14 protein-coding genes are annotated in these 16,500 nt (G+C 59.8%); 4 read left to right on the forward strand and 10 right to left on the reverse strand.

The window, feature by feature from the left end:
* Positions 1–53: 53 nt before the first annotated feature.
* The 5 genes from ASD46_RS12430 to ASD46_RS12450 form a co-directional block, all read right to left on the reverse strand.
* Complete coding sequence (locus tag ASD46_RS12430) at positions 54–1,643, reverse strand: ABC transporter substrate-binding protein (protein ID WP_003511134.1); 1,590 nt, start codon at positions 1,641–1,643, stop codon at positions 54–56.
* 33 nt (positions 1,644–1,676) lie between these two features.
* Positions 1,677–2,876 carry a M20 aminoacylase family protein gene (locus ASD46_RS12435; RefSeq protein ID WP_060642340.1) on the reverse strand — a complete coding sequence of 400 codons (1,200 nt, stop codon included), beginning with the start codon at positions 2,874–2,876 and terminating at the stop codon, positions 1,677–1,679.
* A 93-nt stretch (positions 2,877–2,969) separates the two neighbouring features.
* A complete protein-coding gene (locus ASD46_RS12440) occupies positions 2,970–4,139 on the reverse strand; it encodes an LLM class flavin-dependent oxidoreductase (RefSeq protein ID WP_060642341.1) in 1,170 nt (389 codons plus the stop codon).
* Positions 4,130–5,026 (reverse strand): NmrA family NAD(P)-binding protein, encoded by an 897-nt coding sequence (locus ASD46_RS12445; RefSeq protein ID WP_060642342.1) that lies wholly within the window; start codon positions 5,024–5,026, stop codon positions 4,130–4,132. The genes ASD46_RS12440 and ASD46_RS12445 overlap by 10 nt, the downstream gene beginning before the upstream one ends.
* Positions 5,027–5,033: 7 nt before the next feature.
* Positions 5,034–6,089 carry an ABC transporter substrate-binding protein gene (locus tag ASD46_RS12450; RefSeq protein ID WP_060642343.1) on the reverse strand — a complete coding sequence of 352 codons (1,056 nt, stop codon included), beginning with the start codon at positions 6,087–6,089 and terminating at the stop codon, positions 5,034–5,036.
* A 359-nt stretch (positions 6,090–6,448) separates the two neighbouring features.
* Here ASD46_RS12450 and ASD46_RS12455 point away from each other — a divergent pair, with 359 nt between their 5' ends.
* Positions 6,449–7,756, forward strand: coding sequence for an NtaA/DmoA family FMN-dependent monooxygenase (locus ASD46_RS12455; protein ID WP_003511148.1), 1,308 nt, complete (start codon positions 6,449–6,451; stop codon positions 7,754–7,756).
* Between the two features lie 61 nt (positions 7,757–7,817).
* Here the strand turns inward: ASD46_RS12455 and ASD46_RS12460 are convergent, their stop codons facing one another.
* Positions 7,818–8,846: an LLM class flavin-dependent oxidoreductase gene (locus tag ASD46_RS12460; RefSeq protein ID WP_025595512.1), complete on the reverse strand. Its 1,029-nt coding sequence runs from the start codon at positions 8,844–8,846 to the stop codon at positions 7,818–7,820.
* A 386-nt stretch (positions 8,847–9,232) separates the two neighbouring features.
* Here ASD46_RS12460 and ASD46_RS12465 point away from each other — a divergent pair, with 386 nt between their 5' ends.
* The 3 genes from ASD46_RS12465 to ASD46_RS12475 all read left to right on the forward strand — a co-directional run bounded on the left by ASD46_RS12465 (position 9,233) and on the right by ASD46_RS12475 (position 12,692).
* On the forward strand, positions 9,233–10,381 hold the full coding sequence (locus ASD46_RS12465; RefSeq protein ID WP_003511150.1) for a mandelate racemase family protein: 1,149 nt from the start codon (positions 9,233–9,235) through the stop codon (positions 10,379–10,381).
* A 4-nt stretch (positions 10,382–10,385) separates the two neighbouring features.
* A complete protein-coding gene (locus ASD46_RS12470; protein ID WP_013761684.1) occupies positions 10,386–11,015 on the forward strand; it encodes an SGNH/GDSL hydrolase family protein in 630 nt (209 codons plus the stop codon).
* A 78-nt stretch (positions 11,016–11,093) separates the two neighbouring features.
* On the forward strand, positions 11,094–12,692 hold the full coding sequence (locus ASD46_RS12475; protein WP_025595510.1) for an ABC transporter substrate-binding protein: 1,599 nt from the start codon (positions 11,094–11,096) through the stop codon (positions 12,690–12,692).
* Between the two features lie 283 nt (positions 12,693–12,975).
* On the opposite strand, the gene ASD46_RS12480 is transcribed toward ASD46_RS12475, so the two are convergent.
* Genes ASD46_RS12480 through ASD46_RS12495 form a run of 4 tightly spaced genes read right to left on the reverse strand, consistent with a single transcriptional unit; the run spans position 12,976 to position 16,484 of the window.
* Positions 12,976–13,734, reverse strand: coding sequence for an ABC transporter ATP-binding protein (locus ASD46_RS12480; protein ID WP_003511153.1), 759 nt, complete (start codon positions 13,732–13,734; stop codon positions 12,976–12,978).
* Positions 13,734–14,570: an ABC transporter ATP-binding protein gene (locus ASD46_RS12485; protein WP_060642344.1), complete on the reverse strand. Its 837-nt coding sequence runs from the start codon at positions 14,568–14,570 to the stop codon at positions 13,734–13,736. The genes ASD46_RS12480 and ASD46_RS12485 overlap by 1 nt, the downstream gene beginning before the upstream one ends.
* 4 nt (positions 14,571–14,574) lie before the next feature.
* Positions 14,575–15,462, reverse strand: a complete 888-nt coding sequence (locus ASD46_RS12490) for an ABC transporter permease (RefSeq protein ID WP_003511156.1) — start codon at positions 15,460–15,462, stop codon at positions 14,575–14,577.
* Positions 15,462–16,484: an ABC transporter permease gene (locus ASD46_RS12495; RefSeq protein ID WP_003500347.1), complete on the reverse strand. Its 1,023-nt coding sequence runs from the start codon at positions 16,482–16,484 to the stop codon at positions 15,462–15,464. The genes ASD46_RS12490 and ASD46_RS12495 overlap by 1 nt, the downstream gene beginning before the upstream one ends.
* Positions 16,485–16,500: the final 16 nt, after the last annotated feature.

A 16,500-nucleotide genomic window follows, 5' to 3' on the forward strand; every position in this document is an offset into this window, starting at 1 on the left:
CAATAAAAAACCCGGCAAAATTGCCGGGTTTTTTATTGCCATATGCAAAACGCTCACTCGTTCTTCCAGGCCGTCGACAGATCGCCATAGGCAATGTCGATGGTCGTCACGAGAGACTGCAGGCTGGTGTTGCGCAGAATGACGGTCGGCAGGGCGACGATAGAGAAATTCGGCAATTCGTCACCGGTGATTTTCTGGATATCGTGGAACTGCCCCGCCCGTTTCGTTTCATCCACTTCAATCGCAGCGGCGCGGAAAAGATCATCCACCCTCGGATTGTTGTAGTGGGCGGCATTGACGTATGGCGCGGGTTTCTTGATGCCATCGGACCAGTAGAGCCGCTGCACGCCCGCTGTCGGATCAAACAACCGGCTGATGCCGTTCACCGTCAGGTCAAAACCGCGCTCGGTATAGACGCGCTTGATGAAGGTGGCGAGATCGCCTTCGACGATATCTACCTTCACGCCGAGCTTGCCGAAGGACGAGCGTAGATATTCGGAGGTTTTGCGGAAAACGTCGGAGGGCAGGAAGGCCAGCCGCAGCGAAAAACGCGTACCATCCGCACCCCTCGGATACCCCGCCTTGTCCAGCAGTTCATTCGCTTTGGCCAGATCGAAGGGATAGGTAAAGGGCTTCTCGTCATTATAGGCGGTGAATACCGCCGGAATGTTCGAACCGGCGGGTTTCGCCGTGCCGAAAAAGATCGCGTCGTTGATGAAATTGCGGTCGATGGCATGTGCCAGCGCGTGCCGCACCTCCTTTTTCGCGAGGATCGGATTCTCCAGATTGAACTCGAATATGGCGGCGTTATTGAGATAGGAGTCGGTATAGACCTCCACCGAAAGCTTGGGATTTTGCCGCAAACGCTCCAGATCGCTGTAGGAGACATCGGCGGTATAATCCGCCTCGCCCGTTTCCACCGAGATGGTGGTGGAGGCCGCGTCAGCGACGAACCGCGCCACGAAGCCATCGAGATAGGGAAGATCGGCCTGCCAGTAGTTCGGGTTCTTCCTGAGCTTCACATAGCTGCCGCGTTTCCATTCCTCAAACACAAAGGGGCCAGTGCCAACGGGCGCGTTGCCGTTCGGACTCTCATTGTAGTTTTCCGAAGCATAGGCATGGGCCGGCAAAATGGGCGTTTCGCCACCGGTCAGCGCCCGCAGAAGATAAGGCGCAGGTTTGGAAAGCACCACTACCGCCGTCAGCGGATCGGGCGTTTCGATATCGGCAACATTGGCGAAAGTGATACGGCCGCGTGGGCCCACCTTCTTGAAGGCAAGCAGGGAAAATTTCACATCCTGTGCAGTGAAATCCTTGCCATCATGCCATTTGACGCCCTTGCGCAGCTTGAAGGTGTAGCGCAGCCCGTCGGCGGAGGTTTCCCAGCTTTCGGCGAGAACCGGATGCGGCTTGAACTCGCTGTCGAAGCGCACCAACCCTTCCAGGATCTTGGTGGAAATCGCGCGCGTGCGCGTATTGGAATCGGAAAGCGGCACAAGCGTCGTCGGCTCACCGAGACCCGCAAGGGTAACAATACCGCCCTTTTTCGGCGTCTCCGCCGCCAGCACCGGCACGGATGGCAGCAGCATGGCCGCACCTAGCGCAGCACTCAAAAGCAATGTCTTACGTCTTGTAATATCCATGGATGTTTCCTCTTGCAGGCTTGTTTTCAAATTTCAGGCAGGCTTCAGCCGGGTTTCGACCAGTCTGGCAAACAAGGTGGCGCCGACCGGCAGGATTGCATCGTCGACAATGAAACCGGGATTATGGGCTGGCACGGTGCCGGAATGACCGAGGGTGAAAAACGCACCGGGCGCATGTTTCAGGAGGTCGGCGAAATCCTCGCTGCCCATGAAGCGACCAGGCTCTGTGGAAACGCGCTCGTCTCCGAGAACTTCGCGCGCCACCCCGGCCACAATCTCCACCGACGCGTCGTCATTGGTCAGAACCGAGAATATGTCGCGAATATCCACCTCGGCGGTGAGCCCATAAGCGGCGGCAATGTGATCGGAAATCGTGCGGATTCGGCCCCTTATGGTCTCGCGCACGCTGTCGGAGAAGGCCCGCACCGTGCCTGCAATCGAGGCCGTTTCGGGGATGACGTTATAGGCAGATCCCGCCTCGATACGGGTGATCGACAAGACGGCCGGATCGGTCGGCGGCACATTGCGGCTGACGATGGTCTGCAATGCCTGGATGAGTTCACCCGTCGCCGGCACCGGATCACGCGAGACATCCGGGTGAGCCGCATGCGCGCCCCTGCCCTTCAGCCGGATATCGAAGAAATCGGCGCCTGCCAGAATGGTACCGGGCGAAACCTTCAGATGGTTGGGTGCTGCATGGGAGGAATTGTGCAGCCCGTAAATTTCATCGACGGGGAAATCCTTGAACAACCCATCGGCGATCATGGCGCGTGCGCCACCCAGTCCTTCTTCGGCGGGCTGGAAAATGAAAATCACCGTGCCGGCGAAATCACGGGTTTCCGCCAGATAACGGGCGGTGCCAAGCAATATGGTGGTGTGCACATCATGCCCGCAGCCGTGGAACTTACCGGGATAGACCGATGCATAAGGCAGCCCTGTTTCTTCCGGCATCGGCAGGGCATCCATATCCGCCCTCAACCCGATTGAACGGTTGCCAGCATGACGGCCACGCAGCACGCCGACCACGCCGGTCTTGCCATAACCGCGATGCACCTCGATGCCCCAGGAGGTGAGCTTCTCGGCGACTATGCCGGAGGTGCGCACCTCTTCGAAACCGATTTCCGGATGCTGGTGCAGATCGTGGCGGATGGAGACGAGTTCGGGAACATAGGTCCCGATCCGGTCTATGACTTTCGGCGCGGGCGTTTTGACGGGATCGACGGCAATATTCACGGTATCTCCTCAGGGCAAAAAAGATCGTTCTCGCAATCTCTGTGATTGCGAAGTGCTAAGCTTCAGAACTGGAAATCTGAGGCGGGAGAGGCGTCAGAGCCTCAGGCCAGCCTCCTTCATCAAGGGCAGAATGCGCTCAGCGAAATATTCGAGATCTTCGCGGAAATCGTAGAAATTCAGCTGCACGCCATCGATGCCAGCCTTTTTCAAGCCGACAAGCTGCTCGACCACCTGCTCCGGCGAGCCGATGATTTCGATATTGCCGCCGAGATTGCGCCCCTGCTTGTGGCGTGCATCGCCGCGACCCCGCCAGGCATGGGCGTCGCTGTCGTAATTGTTGGTCGCAAAGGCACGGGTGCCGGGCTGCGGTTTTCCCGCCTCGATGGCGTCGGCATAGGCGATCGCTTGCCTCTCCGTATCGCGGCTGACGATGATCGGATTGATGAGCGTCTTCACATGACGGCCATAGGCCCTGGCGCGGTTCTTGATGGTGGCGATATGATCGGGAAGCGTTTCCAGCGCGCTGTCGATATGCGCGCCGCCGGGCGAGGTAACGAAAACCAGATCGGAATGGCGGGCGGCGAAATCGATACCGGCCGGCGAGCCGGTCGCCGTCACCAGCGGCGGGCGGCCAAAGGCGGGCTTTGGCGTTATCCAGCCGTTGTTGATGGCCCAGGGGTTAAGCTTGCCCTCATAGGAGAAGTTTTCGGTTTCTCCCCACAGGCGATGCAGCACATCGAACAACTCCCCCGCCATGTCGTAGCGCTTGTCATGGTCGATCCGCTGCCAGCCGAACATTTCATGCTCGATGGCGCGATGGCCGGTGACGATGTTGATGCCCCATCGTCCCCTGGCGATATGATCCAGCGTCGCGCCATATTTGGCGAGATGGAGCGGATGCAGGGGACCGTAAAGCACATGAATAGTGGAGATCAGAAGAATGCTCTTGGTGACCGCCGCCATGGCGCCCAGCGCAATGAAACTGTCGAGCGAGGATTCGCCGTCATAACCGCCCTTGGGCAGCCATTGCGTGCGGCTGAAGGCTATTTCGAAACCAAGCTCCTCCGCGCGCTTCACCAGCTCCGCATTGTAGTCGAAGGTCCAGCTATTACTGGTTGGCAGGCTGGAGAAGTTGATGTCCTGCAGATTGAGGAACAGCCCCAGCATCAGTGGCTGCTTCACCGCGCGGCTGAGCGGGCTGTCTTCGAAATCAGTGGGGCTTTTCAGTTCGGGACCTTCAGGCAGTGAAACAGTCAGCGCCATGTCTTTTCTCCCTCGGAATGATTACCCTGCGGGGTGGTCGCTGCCAGCCGGGCGCGCAAATAGGCCTCCACGCTGCGGGGCTGCCGACCGGTAATCCGCTCGATGTTGTCGTTGACGGAGGCCGCGAGGCCCTCGCGGATGAGTTGGCCGAATTCACCAATCGCCTTCTGTTCGAACGCTCCGATATGCGGCGGAAAAACGGAAGCGGAATGATGCGATATCCCCACGGGGCGATGCAGGATACGGGCCGCGATGCGGGCGATTTCCAGTGCCGTCAAGGCTTCACCGCCGGTTAGCGCCAAGGCGCAGGAAACAGACGTGCTCGAAGTCAATGCATGAACCGCCACATCGGCTATATCGTCGGCATCAATGAAGGAAACGGCTGCATCGCCGAAACGGGCGGGCACATCCTCCCCCTGGCGTAGTGCTGCGACGACGGGTTCCAGCGCCACCTGCATCCAGGCATTCGGCCGCAGCATCGTATGCGCAATGCCGCTCCCGGCCAGATGTTTTTCGACCTCGGCATGGGCGGCACCCGAGACGGAGCGTGCGGCATTGGCGATGGTCCAGTCGGAACCGGATATTTTCACGATCCGCGATACGCTGGCGGAGAGAGCGGCATCGATGACCGCTTTCTGGTCCGCCGCCAGCGTTTCACCGATTGGGGAAAGCAGGAACACCGTGTCTGTTGCGCGTGAGGCCTCTTTCAGGCTGGCCGGATCGGAGAAATTCCCCTCCGAAATATCCACCCTGTCGCCCCAGAGCTTGAGCGCGTCCTCACCCCGGCGGGTCAGCACCCTAACCTTCGCCTCTTTTTGCAAAAGGCGGCTGACGACGCGTTGGCCGAGCTTGCCGGTTGCACCCGTTACAAGAATGGTTGCTGTCATGACGCCCTCACTTCGCCGCAGCCTGTTGCATTAAAGAAAGGGCGCGCGGATCGGCCCAGTCGTTCACATCGAAATCGTCAGGGATGAATTTCCATTCCAGCAGGAAATCCTTGAAGTGGCTGAGCGCATCCAGCTCCGCCGGATCGAGATCGAGCCTCAGGTTACGGTACACATCCGCCCCGTTGGCGGCGATAACCGCTTCCTCACTGACACCGATCTCGCGGGCGATGAAACGCACCGCTTCCGCCGGATAGTCGTTCGCCCAGCCGGCAACCCGCTGTACCGTGGCCACGAGGTCGGCGACGAGATCGGGCCTCTCATCGGCAAAGGTGGCATCCACGGTCAAAGGACGTGGCGTGCCGTTATTGATACGGATTTTCGGATCGGGGTGAAACCCGGTCGACACGACGACGTGCGCGCCAATGAGATTGGCGACGGTGACGCCCTCCGCTCCTTTGACAAAAAACGCATCGATCTTTCCGCGATGCAATGCCGCGATCTCCTCCCCATAGGGCAGCCGTCGGCGCAGGCCATGGAACCTGTCGTCAGCCGGTCCGAGCAGCACCGGCTCGGTTGCGGTGAGATCGACCAGCTCGACCTCCGCCACGGAAAGGCCGGAGACGGTCAGTGCCGACACGATGCCCTTGAGCGATGTGGCGCGCTGGAAGTCGATGGTTTCGTTCGGTCGTTTCGGCAGCCCGATGCGCCGGCCCTTCAGCTCGCCGCCCTTTGTTATACCACTGGCTGGCAGCGCTATGACCGCCTGAAACTCGTCGGTCCTGGTCAAACCGACAAGACGCGTCTGGCGTCCGCCGGATTTTGCCCAGATAGGCGGAATATTACCGCCCTGACGGAAGGACCAGTCCAGACGGTGATCGAAATGGCTTTGGCGAATGGCCGGATCCGCCGCATCGCGAATGGAAGAAACAGTAATGCCGTGGCCGGCGAAACTCTCCTCGATCCAGCCAAGCTGCGCCGCGATGGAAAGCGGCGTTGGCGCCGGGCAGCGCGTGTACCAGACGGTTTCAGGGTGGGTTATCTGGCGAAGGGCCGCATCAGCCATGGCGTTCGTCCTCTCAATTGCGATCTCTACGACACGCTACACGCAATAAAATATTTTCTATAGATAAGGTGTACTATTTGAGAGGCCATTGAGGAAATTCGTTTCCATATCAGCATGGCTTCGTGCTTTCGGTAAAATATCCTTTCGGAAACGGCGTCATTCTCGAGCGATACTTCGGCGGAGAGCGGCACTCGACGTGAACCTCTCCTTGGGAGCGTCGGCCATGGCTCGGAAGTTTTTCTTCTCCTGACAGCAAGGATTTTTAACTCGCGACCGGAACCCCGGCTGTTACGCTTCCCCGCAATTGTGCCGGACCCGCAAGCCGGCAATCCAACAGACCTGAAAGAAAAAGTGGCAGCATGAGCACGAACAAACGCCGGCTCAATCTCAATGTCGGCATCAATACCACCGGATACCTCGCCAATGCCTGGAAATACAGGAGCGGAGACCGGCACGATATCAACGATATCGGCTATTACCGGCGACTGACGGAACTGGCTCACAAAGGCCGGTTCGACGCCGTTTTCCTTTCGGATCACCCGGCATTGCTGACCGACCCGACAAGCCGGCCGTTTCACACCATCGATCCGCTCATCCTTTCCACATCGCTTGCCGCACAGGTGCCGGACATCGGATTCGTGGCGACGGTGTCCTCCACCTATAACTCGCCCTATAATTTTGCGAGACGAACGCAATCCATCGATATCGTCACGGGCGGTCGGCTGATCGTCAACATCGTCTCCTCCTTCAATCCGAACGTCGCCGCCAATTTCGGCAACGACCCGCTGCCGCCGCGCAATGAGCGATATGCCAAGGCCACGGAATTTCTCGATGTCGCGAAAAAGCTCTGGTCGAGCTGGGATCCGCGCCGCGAAGGCGAGATACCGGAAGACCGCTTCTGGGATGCGGCGACGGCTGAGACGATCAATCACGAGGGGCAATATTTCCATGTCAAAGGCCCGCTCAACGTCCCTCGTGGACCGCAGGGTCACCCCGTCATCGCCCAGGCGGGCGCTTCCGAGGGCGGCATCGATCTGGCGGCACGTCATGGCGAGATTATCTATTGCAACATATTGTCCCGTCCCGCCGGCCAGGCCTTTGGCAAAAAGGTCCGTGACCGCGCAGTGTCTTTCGGCCGCGATCCCTCCGGCATCCGCATCGTTCCTGGCCTCGTCGTCATTCTCGGCGAGACGCGCGAGGAAGCGCTGCGCAAACACGAACTCTACAGCGGAACCGGCTCGGAAGACGGTCTTCTGGCACGCTTCGCCAAGGAAAACGGTATCGATCCCCGCGATTTCGATCCCGATGCGAAACTGGATGGCGAGCGCTTCATTCCCGACCAGAACCGGCAATGGGCTGTCGGCATGGGGCTTGGCCTTTCCGAACTGCTGACCCATGAAAAGCTCACCGCCCGCGAGGCCGTGCGGCGCTCGGAGGGGCATCACCGACTGCTGCTCGGCACAGCGGAAGAGGTGGCGGACGGTATCATCGATCTCTGGCAGGACGGAACGGTTGACGGCTACACATTGCAGCCGCCTCGTGCCCCTGACGATATCGCCGAATTCGTCGAACAAGTCGTGCCGGTGCTGCAAGACCGCGGCGTTTATCCGCGCGAATACGAAGGCACGACCATACGCGAGAGATACGGCCTGCCTCAACCGGACTGACGCTGTTCGCCTCGTTCGCAATTCCCACGCTCGGCGCAGGAATGGCGGCGTTGTGAACGCGCTATTGAGCTGTCGCCACTTTCAAAATCGGTCGTCCGCCGGAAAGCTGCGGCACGACGGACGCGAAATCGGTCACGATCTGGCGATAGTCTTCCGGCTGGAATTCATAGGGCAGTTCCAGACGGAATTCCGAGACATGCGGCAAAACGGGATCGCGCGACAGCTTCTCCAGAATTTCATCCGTCGTCCCGACAATGTCAGGCAGAAAAAGCGTGCGGCGCGCACCATGCGGCGTATGCGTGCGCTTGTCGCGCTCGGCCGCAAACTCCGCATAACGGCGGCGTGTCGCCGGGCTGGCACTGTCCGTCGGTAAAATCACGCGGCCAAGGGCGACGCGCGGCTGGCGCTCATGCGCCCATTCCTGCCGGAACCGGGCAACGAGGGCCGCCTGCGCCGTCAGAAAATCATCGGTATTTTCACCGCTGACGATATTGCCGGTCAGCAGATTGAATCCCGCCTTCCCCGCCCAGCGCGCGGAATTCTGCGATCCGCCGCCATACCACAGCCGGCCGGTCAACCCCTTGGCGAAGGGCCGAAGGCGCGGCACCTGCGCGCCCGCTGCATTGCCAGCCTCCGTTTCGCTGGACAGCGGTTCTGATCTCAAGGCCCTGGCGAGCTTCTCGGCGCGGGCATGGCTGTAATCCGCATCGGGCGCCGTATCGACATAATCCGAAATCAGATGGGCGAAGGGCGGCGCGCCGACAGAGACGCCGACATTCAACCGTCCGTGTGACAGCACATCCACGGTGGCGAGATCTTCCGCCAGCCTGAAAGGGTTTTCATAACCCAGTTGAATGACGGCGGTGCCGAGGCCAATCCGCTTGGTGCGCTGCGACGCCGCCGCGAGAAAGGTGGCGGCCGAGGACACGCCGCGTTCCAGATGGCGCTGGCGGACCCAGGCGCTATCATAACCCAGCGCCTCGCCGGCTTCGAAAAGCTGCAGAGTTTCCTCCAGCCCCTGCGCAGGATCATCATCGTGATAGTTGCCGGGAACCAGAAAAGCAAAATGCGAGATATGGGAAATAGGCATGGTGTGCATCCGGGAATGTTTGTTGAGGCATGATGAAGCTCAGACAGCGCAGGTGCGGCCATCATCCTGTACCGCGCATACCCAAGCAGAATGCACGATGACCGGCATCGCTGGCGCGGCATGGTCTTTTATAGTCCCGGCGATTTTTGAAAGATCGTTGCGCGATTCAGTAGTCTACTAAAATTATAGATTAATCCTCAAGGAGCGGTCGCTTTGTCCCCTCTCCATCCTTTTAAATACGCCGACGTATCGAGGGCCGCGCGAATGCCCTTGATTTCCCCCCCCCAACATGTAATACAGATTATCATACATGTTGACAAATAATGCATACATGTATGACATTGCAGCCACCACGAACGCTGCGATACCTGCATGAGGGAGGAATTATGATCATCACCGACGTCGAGGTCCGTGTTTTCCGCACGACGACCCGTCGGCACTCGGATAGTGCCGGTCACGCACATCCGGGTCCGGCGCATCAGGTTGAACAGGCCATGCTGACCATCCGCACGGAAGACGGGCAAGAAGGCCATTCCTTCACAGCGCCGGAAATCGTTCGCCCGCATGTCATCGAAAAATTCGTCAAGAAGGTGCTGATCGGCGAGGATTATCGCGACCGGGAACGCCTTTGGCAGGACCTTGCTCACTGGCAACGCGGCTCGGCGGCGCAGCTGACGGACCGCACGCTGGCGGTGGTGGACTGCGCGCTCTGGGACCTTGCCGGTCGCAGCCTCGGACAACCTGTATACAAGTTGATCGGCGGTTATCGCGACAAGGTGCTCGCCTATGGCTCGATAATGTGCGGGGACGAGCTGGAAGGCGGCCTTGCAACGCCTGAAGACTACGGCCGGTTTGCCGAAACGCTGGTGAAGCGCGGTTACAAGGGCATCAAGCTTCACACCTGGATGCCGCCCGTCAGCTGGGCGCCGGATGTGAAGATGGACCTCAAGGCCTGCGCGGCCGTGCGCGAGGCGGTCGGGCCCGATATCCGCCTGATGATCGACGCCTTTCACTGGTATTCCCGCACCGATGCGCTGGCATTGGGACGTGGCCTTGAAAAGCTCGGCTTCGACTGGATCGAAGAGCCGATGGATGAGCAGTCGCTCTCCTCCTACAAGTGGCTCGCCGACAATCTCGATATTCCCGTCGTCGGCCCGGAAAGTGCTGCTGGCAAGCACTGGCACCGCGCAGAATGGATCAAGGCCGGCGCCTGCGATATTCTTCGCACCGGCGTCAACGATGTCGGCGGCATCACGCCGGCGCTCAAGACCATGCATCTGGCCGAAGCCTTCGGTATGGAATGCGAGGTGCATGGCAATACGGCCATGAACCTGCATGTGGTCGCCGCCACCAAGAATTGCCGCTGGTACGAGCGCGGCCTCCTGCATCCCTTCCTCGAATATGATGACGGCCACGACTATCTGAAGTCTTTGTCCGACCCGATGGACCGCGATGGGTTCGTTCACGTTCCCGACCGGCCGGGCCTTGGCGAGGATATCGATTTCGATTTCATCGACAACAACCGGGTGAGATAAGGCTATGAAAACCGTGCTCGCCTTTGGAGACAGCCTCACCTGGGGCGCAGACCCGGCAACGGGTCTCCGCCACCGGCCTGAGCATCGCTGGCCGGAGGTGCTGGAGGCAGAGCTTTCCGGAATGGCGAAGGTTCATGCCGAAGGGCTAGGCGGGCGCACCACCTGTTATGACGACCATGCCGGCCCGGCCTGCCGCAATGGCGTGCGAGCGCTTGAAGTCGCGCTTTCGTGCCACATGCCGCTTGATCTCGTCATCGTCATGCTCGGCACCAACGACATCAAGCCGGTGCATGGCGGTCGCGCGGAAGCCGCCGTTTCGGGCATGCGTCGGCTGGCGCAAATCGTCGAGACTTTCATCTACAAGCCGCGAGATGCAGTGCCTAAGCTTCTCATCGTCGCGCCACCGCCCTGCGTCGCAGGCCCCGCTGGAGAACCGGCGGGCGGCCGCGATATCGGACAATCACTACGGCTTGCGCCGCTCTATCGCAGACTCGCCGTCGAACTTGGGCATCACTTCTTTGATGCCGGATCGGTCGCCAGCGCCTCGCCAGTGGATGGCGTGCATCTGGAAGCGCCGGCAACGGCTGCAATCGGCCGGGCGCTCGCCGCTCCGGTCAGAGACATTCTTGGCTGATCACACGAAGCCTGTGGAGGAACAGGCGCGCGGATCGAAACGTGGAAGGCCGTATGAACCGGCCGTATGGGAGGAAAAATGAGACATTTTCTTGCAACCGCAGCCCTCGGTGCACTGCTGATCGGCGCCGTGCCGCTCAGCGTCTTTGCCGAAACGCCGAAGGACCAGCTCATCGTCGCCACGACCATGAGCAATATCCTGACCCTTGATCCAGCCGCCATTACCGGCCGCGAGACGGTGCAGGTTCTGAATAATATCTACGACACGCTGGTCGTGCTTTCGCCCAAAGACCGCAGCGTCCAGCCCCGCCTTGCCGAACGTTGGGAAATCGCCGAGGACCGGAAATCGATCCGCTTCCACCTGCGGGCCGACGCCAAGTTCGCGTCCGGCAACGCCGTGACGGCAAAGGACGTGGCATGGAGCCTGAAACGTCTGCTCGCCCGCAATCTGGCGCAATCGTCTTTCCTCAAAACGCGCGGTTTCAAGCTGGAGGATGCCGACAAGCTTTTCGTCGCCGAAAACGACCAGACCTTCGTGCTTAATATTCCGAAACCTGATGATCCCAATCTGCTGCTGATGATCCTTGCACAGAATGGGCCCGGCTCGATCATCGACAGCCAGACGGCGCTTGCCAACGAAAAGGACGGCGATCTCGGTGGCGCGTGGCTGACGCTCAATTCGGCGGGCTCCGGCCCGTTCAAGCTGACCCAGTGGAAATCCAACGAATATATCATTCTCACCCGCAACGACGATTACTGGGGTGAAAAAGCCAAGATGAAGCGCGTCCTGATGCGCCATCTGCCGGAATCGCAATCGCAGCGGCTGATGCTGGAAAAGGGCGACATCGATGTCGCCTACTCCCTGCAGGCGCCGGACCTGAAGTCGCTCGAAGCCGACAAGACCATCGCCATCGAATCCACACCCGGCTCCGGTTTTTATTACCTCAGCGTTTCGATGAAGGACGAGCGCTTCGCGAACAAGAAAGTGCGCGAAGCCCTGCGTTACCTGATCGACTACGACGGTCTCGACAAGGCGGTCATGCCCTATTACGGCAAGCTGCATCAGCGCTCTCTCAGCACCGGTGTGATGGGCGCGCTGCCGGATCAGGGCTACAAGCTCGACATCGCAAAAGCCAAGGCGCTTCTGGCTGAAGCCGGTTATCCAAACGGTTTCAAGACGACGTTGCGCGTGCTCTCGGAAGACCCCTTCATGAAAGCGGCAACGGCAATCCAGAACACACTGGCCCAGGCCGGCATCCAGGCCGAACTTATCAGCGGTTCCGGCGACCAGATTTACGGCGCCATGCGCGAGCGCAACTTCGAACTGCTTCTCGGCCGCGGCGGCGGCGGTCAGCAGCCGCATCCGGACAACAACCTGCGCTCCATCGCCTATAATCCGAACAATGCGGACGACGCCAAGCTCACCAACTATCAGAGCTGGCGCACGAGCTTCTTCGATGAAAAGCTGAACAAGATGATCGAGGAAGCCCTTGTCGAGCGCGACGTGGCGAAACAGACGAAGCTCTACGAGGACCTTCAGGCCTATATGGACGAGATCGTCATGTCCATTCAGCCATTCTCCGAAGTCGTCGACACCGCCGCTTTCCGCAGCGACATCAAGGGTATGATCGTCAGCCCCTGGCTCTCGCGCTTTGAAGAGGTGAGCAAGGAGCGGTGATCGGCTGCCATATCTGCGAGTAGGAGAAGGCGCGGCTAACCCCGCGCCTTTTTGCTGTAATGAAGCTCCATTCACCCAATGTGTTAGGCGCAAGCGAAGCCTCCGCACTCTGTCACGCCGGACGAGATCCGGGGTCTTGTGTGAGCAGCCTAAGCGCAGTTGGCGGCCCGCCCTCCCGCCGTAGCCATCCAAAAAAGATTGCCCGGCACTGAAGGCCGGGCAAGGAAGGAGGATTTTATTATTCGTGATGCCCCGGAGGAGGACGATCACGCTTTGGGAGGTGTCATGCGCCTTCATATTCCAGCGAGGCGCCGATCAGTTCGCGCGCATAGGGATGTGTCGCGCCATTGCCGGCGATGGCCTCACGCGGCAGGATTTCGGTGATTTCGCCGCGCAGCATCACGGCGAAGCGGTCGCACATGTGGTCGACCACGGCGAGATCGTGCGTCACCATGATATAGGTGAAGCCGCGCTCTTCGCGCAGGCGCTGCAACAGGTTGAGGATTTCGGCCTGCACCGAAACATCAAGCGCCGAGGTCGGCTCGTCGAGCAGAAGCAGCGACGGTTCAAGGATCAGCGCACGCGCAATCGCCACGCGCTGCCGCTGGCCGCCGGAAAGCTGATGCGGGAAGCGGTCCAGGAACGACACGGGCAGACCGACATCCGTAATTACCTTGCGCATGCGCTCTTCACGATCGCCCAGTTTATGGATGGCAAGCGATTCTCCGAGAACGGTGCGCACCGACTGGCGCGGATGCAGCGAACCATAGGGATCCTGAAACACCATCTGCAACGTGCGGCATCGCTCGATCAGCGGCATGTCGCGAACCGACTTTCCATTGATGAGGATTTCGCCGCTCCAGAAATCATTCAGCATCGACACGCAGCGCAACACTGTTGATTTGCCCGAACCGCTTTCACCGACCAGACCGAAACACTCGCCCGGCTCGACGCGAAAGGACACAGAAGGCAGCACTTTCAGCGCCGTGTGGCCGCTGCCGAAGGTGATGGAGAGATCGCGGGTTTCAACGGAAACGGCCATTATACTTTCTCCTCCAGCCATTCGGGGCGGCGATCCAGCACCGCAAGTGGCGCACGCGTGCTGCCAATCCGCGGCTGCGCCGCGAGCAGGCCGCGCGTGTAGGGGTGCTGCGCTTGATCGAGGTCGCGCGCGGCAAGCGTTTCCACCACCCGGCCGGCATACATGATGAGTACCCGGTCGCAGAAATTGCGCACGAGATTGAGGTCGTGGCTGATCATGATGAGACCGATGCCTCTATCCCGAACGAGGCCATCGAGAATATTCAGAACCTGCAGCCGCACCGTCACATCCAGCGCAGAGGTCGGCTCGTCGGCAATGACCAGATCAGGATCGGCAAGCAGCATCATCGCAATCATGACGCGCTGGCCCATGCCACCGGAAATCTCGTGCGGATATTGCTCGTAGACGCGCGCGGCATCGCGGATTTTGACCGCATCGAGCATGGCGAGCGCCTTTTCCCGGGCTTCCGATTTCGACGCCTTGAAATGGCGCAGATAGGTCTCCGTCACCTGATCGCCGACACGGCGGATGGGATTGAGGGAAAATTTTGGATCCTGAAGGATCATCGACATGCGCCGTCCGCGAACCTTCAGCATCTCCTTCTCACTGAGCGACAGAAGATCGAGGCCATCAAAATCAAGCTTGTCGGCCGTTATTGTCGCCGATGGCAGGAGGCGCAGCAAGGCCCGGCCGACAGTGGACTTGCCCGATCCGCTTTCGCCGACAATGCCGAGACGCTCCCGGCCCAGGGTGAAGGAGATGCCGCGCACGGCCTCGGTGGGCGAACCGCCATAACGGATGCGAAGATTTTCGACGTCGAGGATTGGTTTTTCCATGGCCCTATTTCCGGTTCATCTGCTTCGGATCGAGCGCATCCCGCAGGCCGTCACCCAGAAGGTTGAAGGCGAGGCTGACAGAAAGGATCGCAACGCCGGGGAAAGTGACGAGCCACCAGCTGTCGAGCATGTAACGGCGTCCGGTCGCGATCATCGCGCCCCATTCCGGCAGGGGCGGCTGCGCGCCAAGGCCTAGGAAGCCGAGGCCTGCGGCGGTCAGAATGACGGTCGCCATATTCAGTGTCAGACGGATCAGGACCGAAGGCAGGCACATGGGCATGATCGATTTTATGATGATGCGCAGCGGCGAAGCACCCTGAAGCCTTGCGGCGGCAATGTAGTCCGCCTTGCGGAATGTCATCGCTTCGGCGCGTGCGAGCCGCGCGATCGGCGGCCATGAGGTGAGCGCGATCGCGATGATCGCATTGTTGAGGCTGGGTCCGAGCGCGGCCACGAAGGCGAGCGACAGGATGAGGCTCGGGAACGACAGGAAAATATCCGTGATGCGCATCATCACCGTATCGAACTTGCCGCCGAGATAACCGGAGGCCGTGCCGACCAGCAGACCGACCGGACCGACAATGATCGACACCAGCGAGATGATGGTGAGAGTGATGCGCGCGCCCCACAGAAGGCGACTGTAAATATCGCGTCCAAGCTCGTCCGTGCCGAAGAAATGGCCGTTACCGGGCGGCTGCAGCGTCTTGGCGAGATCCTGCACGTAAGGATCATGCGTCGCAAGCCAGGGCGCGAAAATCGCCGCGATGACGAGAAGCAGCAATATCACCAGGCCGAAGGCCGATGTCGGGCTTTTCAGCAGGAAGACAATGATGTTCTTCAGCGCGTTCAAAGGCACGGGAAGACGCAAGGAAGTTTCTGCACGAGCCGTCATCAGCGGGTCCTCGGATCGAAAAAGCGGTACAGAATGTCGGACAGGAGATTGAGCCCGATGAAGATGACGCCGACGATAAGCACGCAGGTCATCACGGCATTCATGTCGCCGATGATAAGATTGCTGGTGAGATATTGGCCGAAGCCCGGCCAGGCGAAGACGGTCTCGATAAGGACAGCGCCTTCCAGCAGTGAGCCGTAAGCAAGGGCAATGATGGTGACGAGCTGCACGCGGATATTGCCGAAAGCATGCAGCCACACCGTCTGGCGTTGCGACAGGCCTTTGACGCGCGCAGTCGTCACATATTCCTGGCCCAGCTGGTCGAGCATGAAGCTGCGCGTCATGCGGGTGATATAGGCCGACGATGAATAACCAAGCAGAGCGGCGGGCAGGATGAGGTGATTGATGGCCGACCAGAAGACTTCCATATCGCCCGCCAGCAGGCTGTCGATGAGCAGGAAGCCCGTTCGTTCCTCCACGAGACCGATATAGAACTGGTCCATGCGGCCACCGCCGCCGACAAGCCCGAGATGAGCGTAAAAAACGATCAGCGCAATCATACCGGTCCAGAAAATCGGCATGGAATGGCCGAACAGGCTGAGCACCCGCACCAAATGGTCCTGCCAGCGGTCTTTCTTGACGGCGGCATAAACCCCCATGGGAATCCCGAGGCCGGCACCGATCAGGATCGCGAAGGTCGCAAGCTCCATCGTCGCCGGCATGACGCGTATGATATCCTGGATGACGGGCTGGCCCGTGCGGATCGAGGTTCCGAAATCGCCGGTGAACACATCGCCGAGATAATAGATGAATTGTTGCCAGAGCGGACGGTCGAAACCGAGCGCATGGTAAACCTGCTCATAGGTTTCGCGGGTCGCGTCCTCGCCGACGATGGCCCGCACCGGATCAGCGGGCATCAGGCGGCCGATGAAAAAGGTCAGCAGCAGCAATCCGAGCAGCGTGACCGCAATACTTCCGATCTGGCCGGACAGGCCATACAGCGAAAGGCGTCTTTTTGGCATGGTTCCTCCCTTGCCA

This window comes from Rhizobium sp. Root491, assembly GCF_001427205.1.
GTDB lineage: Bacteria > Pseudomonadota > Alphaproteobacteria > Rhizobiales > Rhizobiaceae > Agrobacterium > Agrobacterium tumefaciens.

Excerpts from the sequence above, each read along its gene's own strand:
- ASD46_RS12440 (WP_060642341.1), bottom strand. The coding sequence starts at position 4,139 with ATGGCGCTGACTGTTTCACTGCCTGAAGGTCCCGAACTGAAAAGCCCC.
- ASD46_RS12460 (WP_025595512.1), bottom strand. The coding sequence starts at position 8,846 with ATGCCTATTTCCCATATCTCGCATTTTGCTTTTCTGGTTCCCGGCAAC.
- ASD46_RS12450 (WP_060642343.1), bottom strand. The coding sequence starts at position 6,089 with ATGGCTGATGCGGCCCTTCGCCAGATAACCCACCCTGAAACCGTCTGG.
- ASD46_RS12480 (WP_003511153.1), bottom strand. The coding sequence starts at position 13,734 with ATGGCCGTTTCCGTTGAAACCCGCGATCTCTCCATCACCTTCGGCAGC.
- ASD46_RS12445 (WP_060642342.1), bottom strand. The coding sequence starts at position 5,026 with ATGACAGCAACCATTCTTGTAACGGGTGCAACCGGCAAGCTCGGCCAA.
- ASD46_RS12430 (WP_003511134.1), bottom strand. The coding sequence starts at position 1,643 with ATGGATATTACAAGACGTAAGACATTGCTTTTGAGTGCTGCGCTAGGT.
- ASD46_RS12495 (WP_003500347.1), bottom strand. The coding sequence starts at position 16,484 with ATGCCAAAAAGACGCCTTTCGCTGTATGGCCTGTCCGGCCAGATCGGA.
- ASD46_RS12455 (WP_003511148.1), top strand. The coding sequence starts at position 6,449 with ATGAGCACGAACAAACGCCGGCTCAATCTCAATGTCGGCATCAATACC.
- ASD46_RS12490 (WP_003511156.1), bottom strand. The coding sequence starts at position 15,462 with ATGACGGCTCGTGCAGAAACTTCCTTGCGTCTTCCCGTGCCTTTGAAC.
- ASD46_RS12465 (WP_003511150.1), top strand. The coding sequence starts at position 9,233 with ATGATCATCACCGACGTCGAGGTCCGTGTTTTCCGCACGACGACCCGT.
- ASD46_RS12470 (WP_013761684.1), top strand. The coding sequence starts at position 10,386 with ATGAAAACCGTGCTCGCCTTTGGAGACAGCCTCACCTGGGGCGCAGAC.
- ASD46_RS12475 (WP_025595510.1), top strand. The coding sequence starts at position 11,094 with ATGAGACATTTTCTTGCAACCGCAGCCCTCGGTGCACTGCTGATCGGC.
- ASD46_RS12485 (WP_060642344.1), bottom strand. The coding sequence starts at position 14,570 with ATGGAAAAACCAATCCTCGACGTCGAAAATCTTCGCATCCGTTATGGC.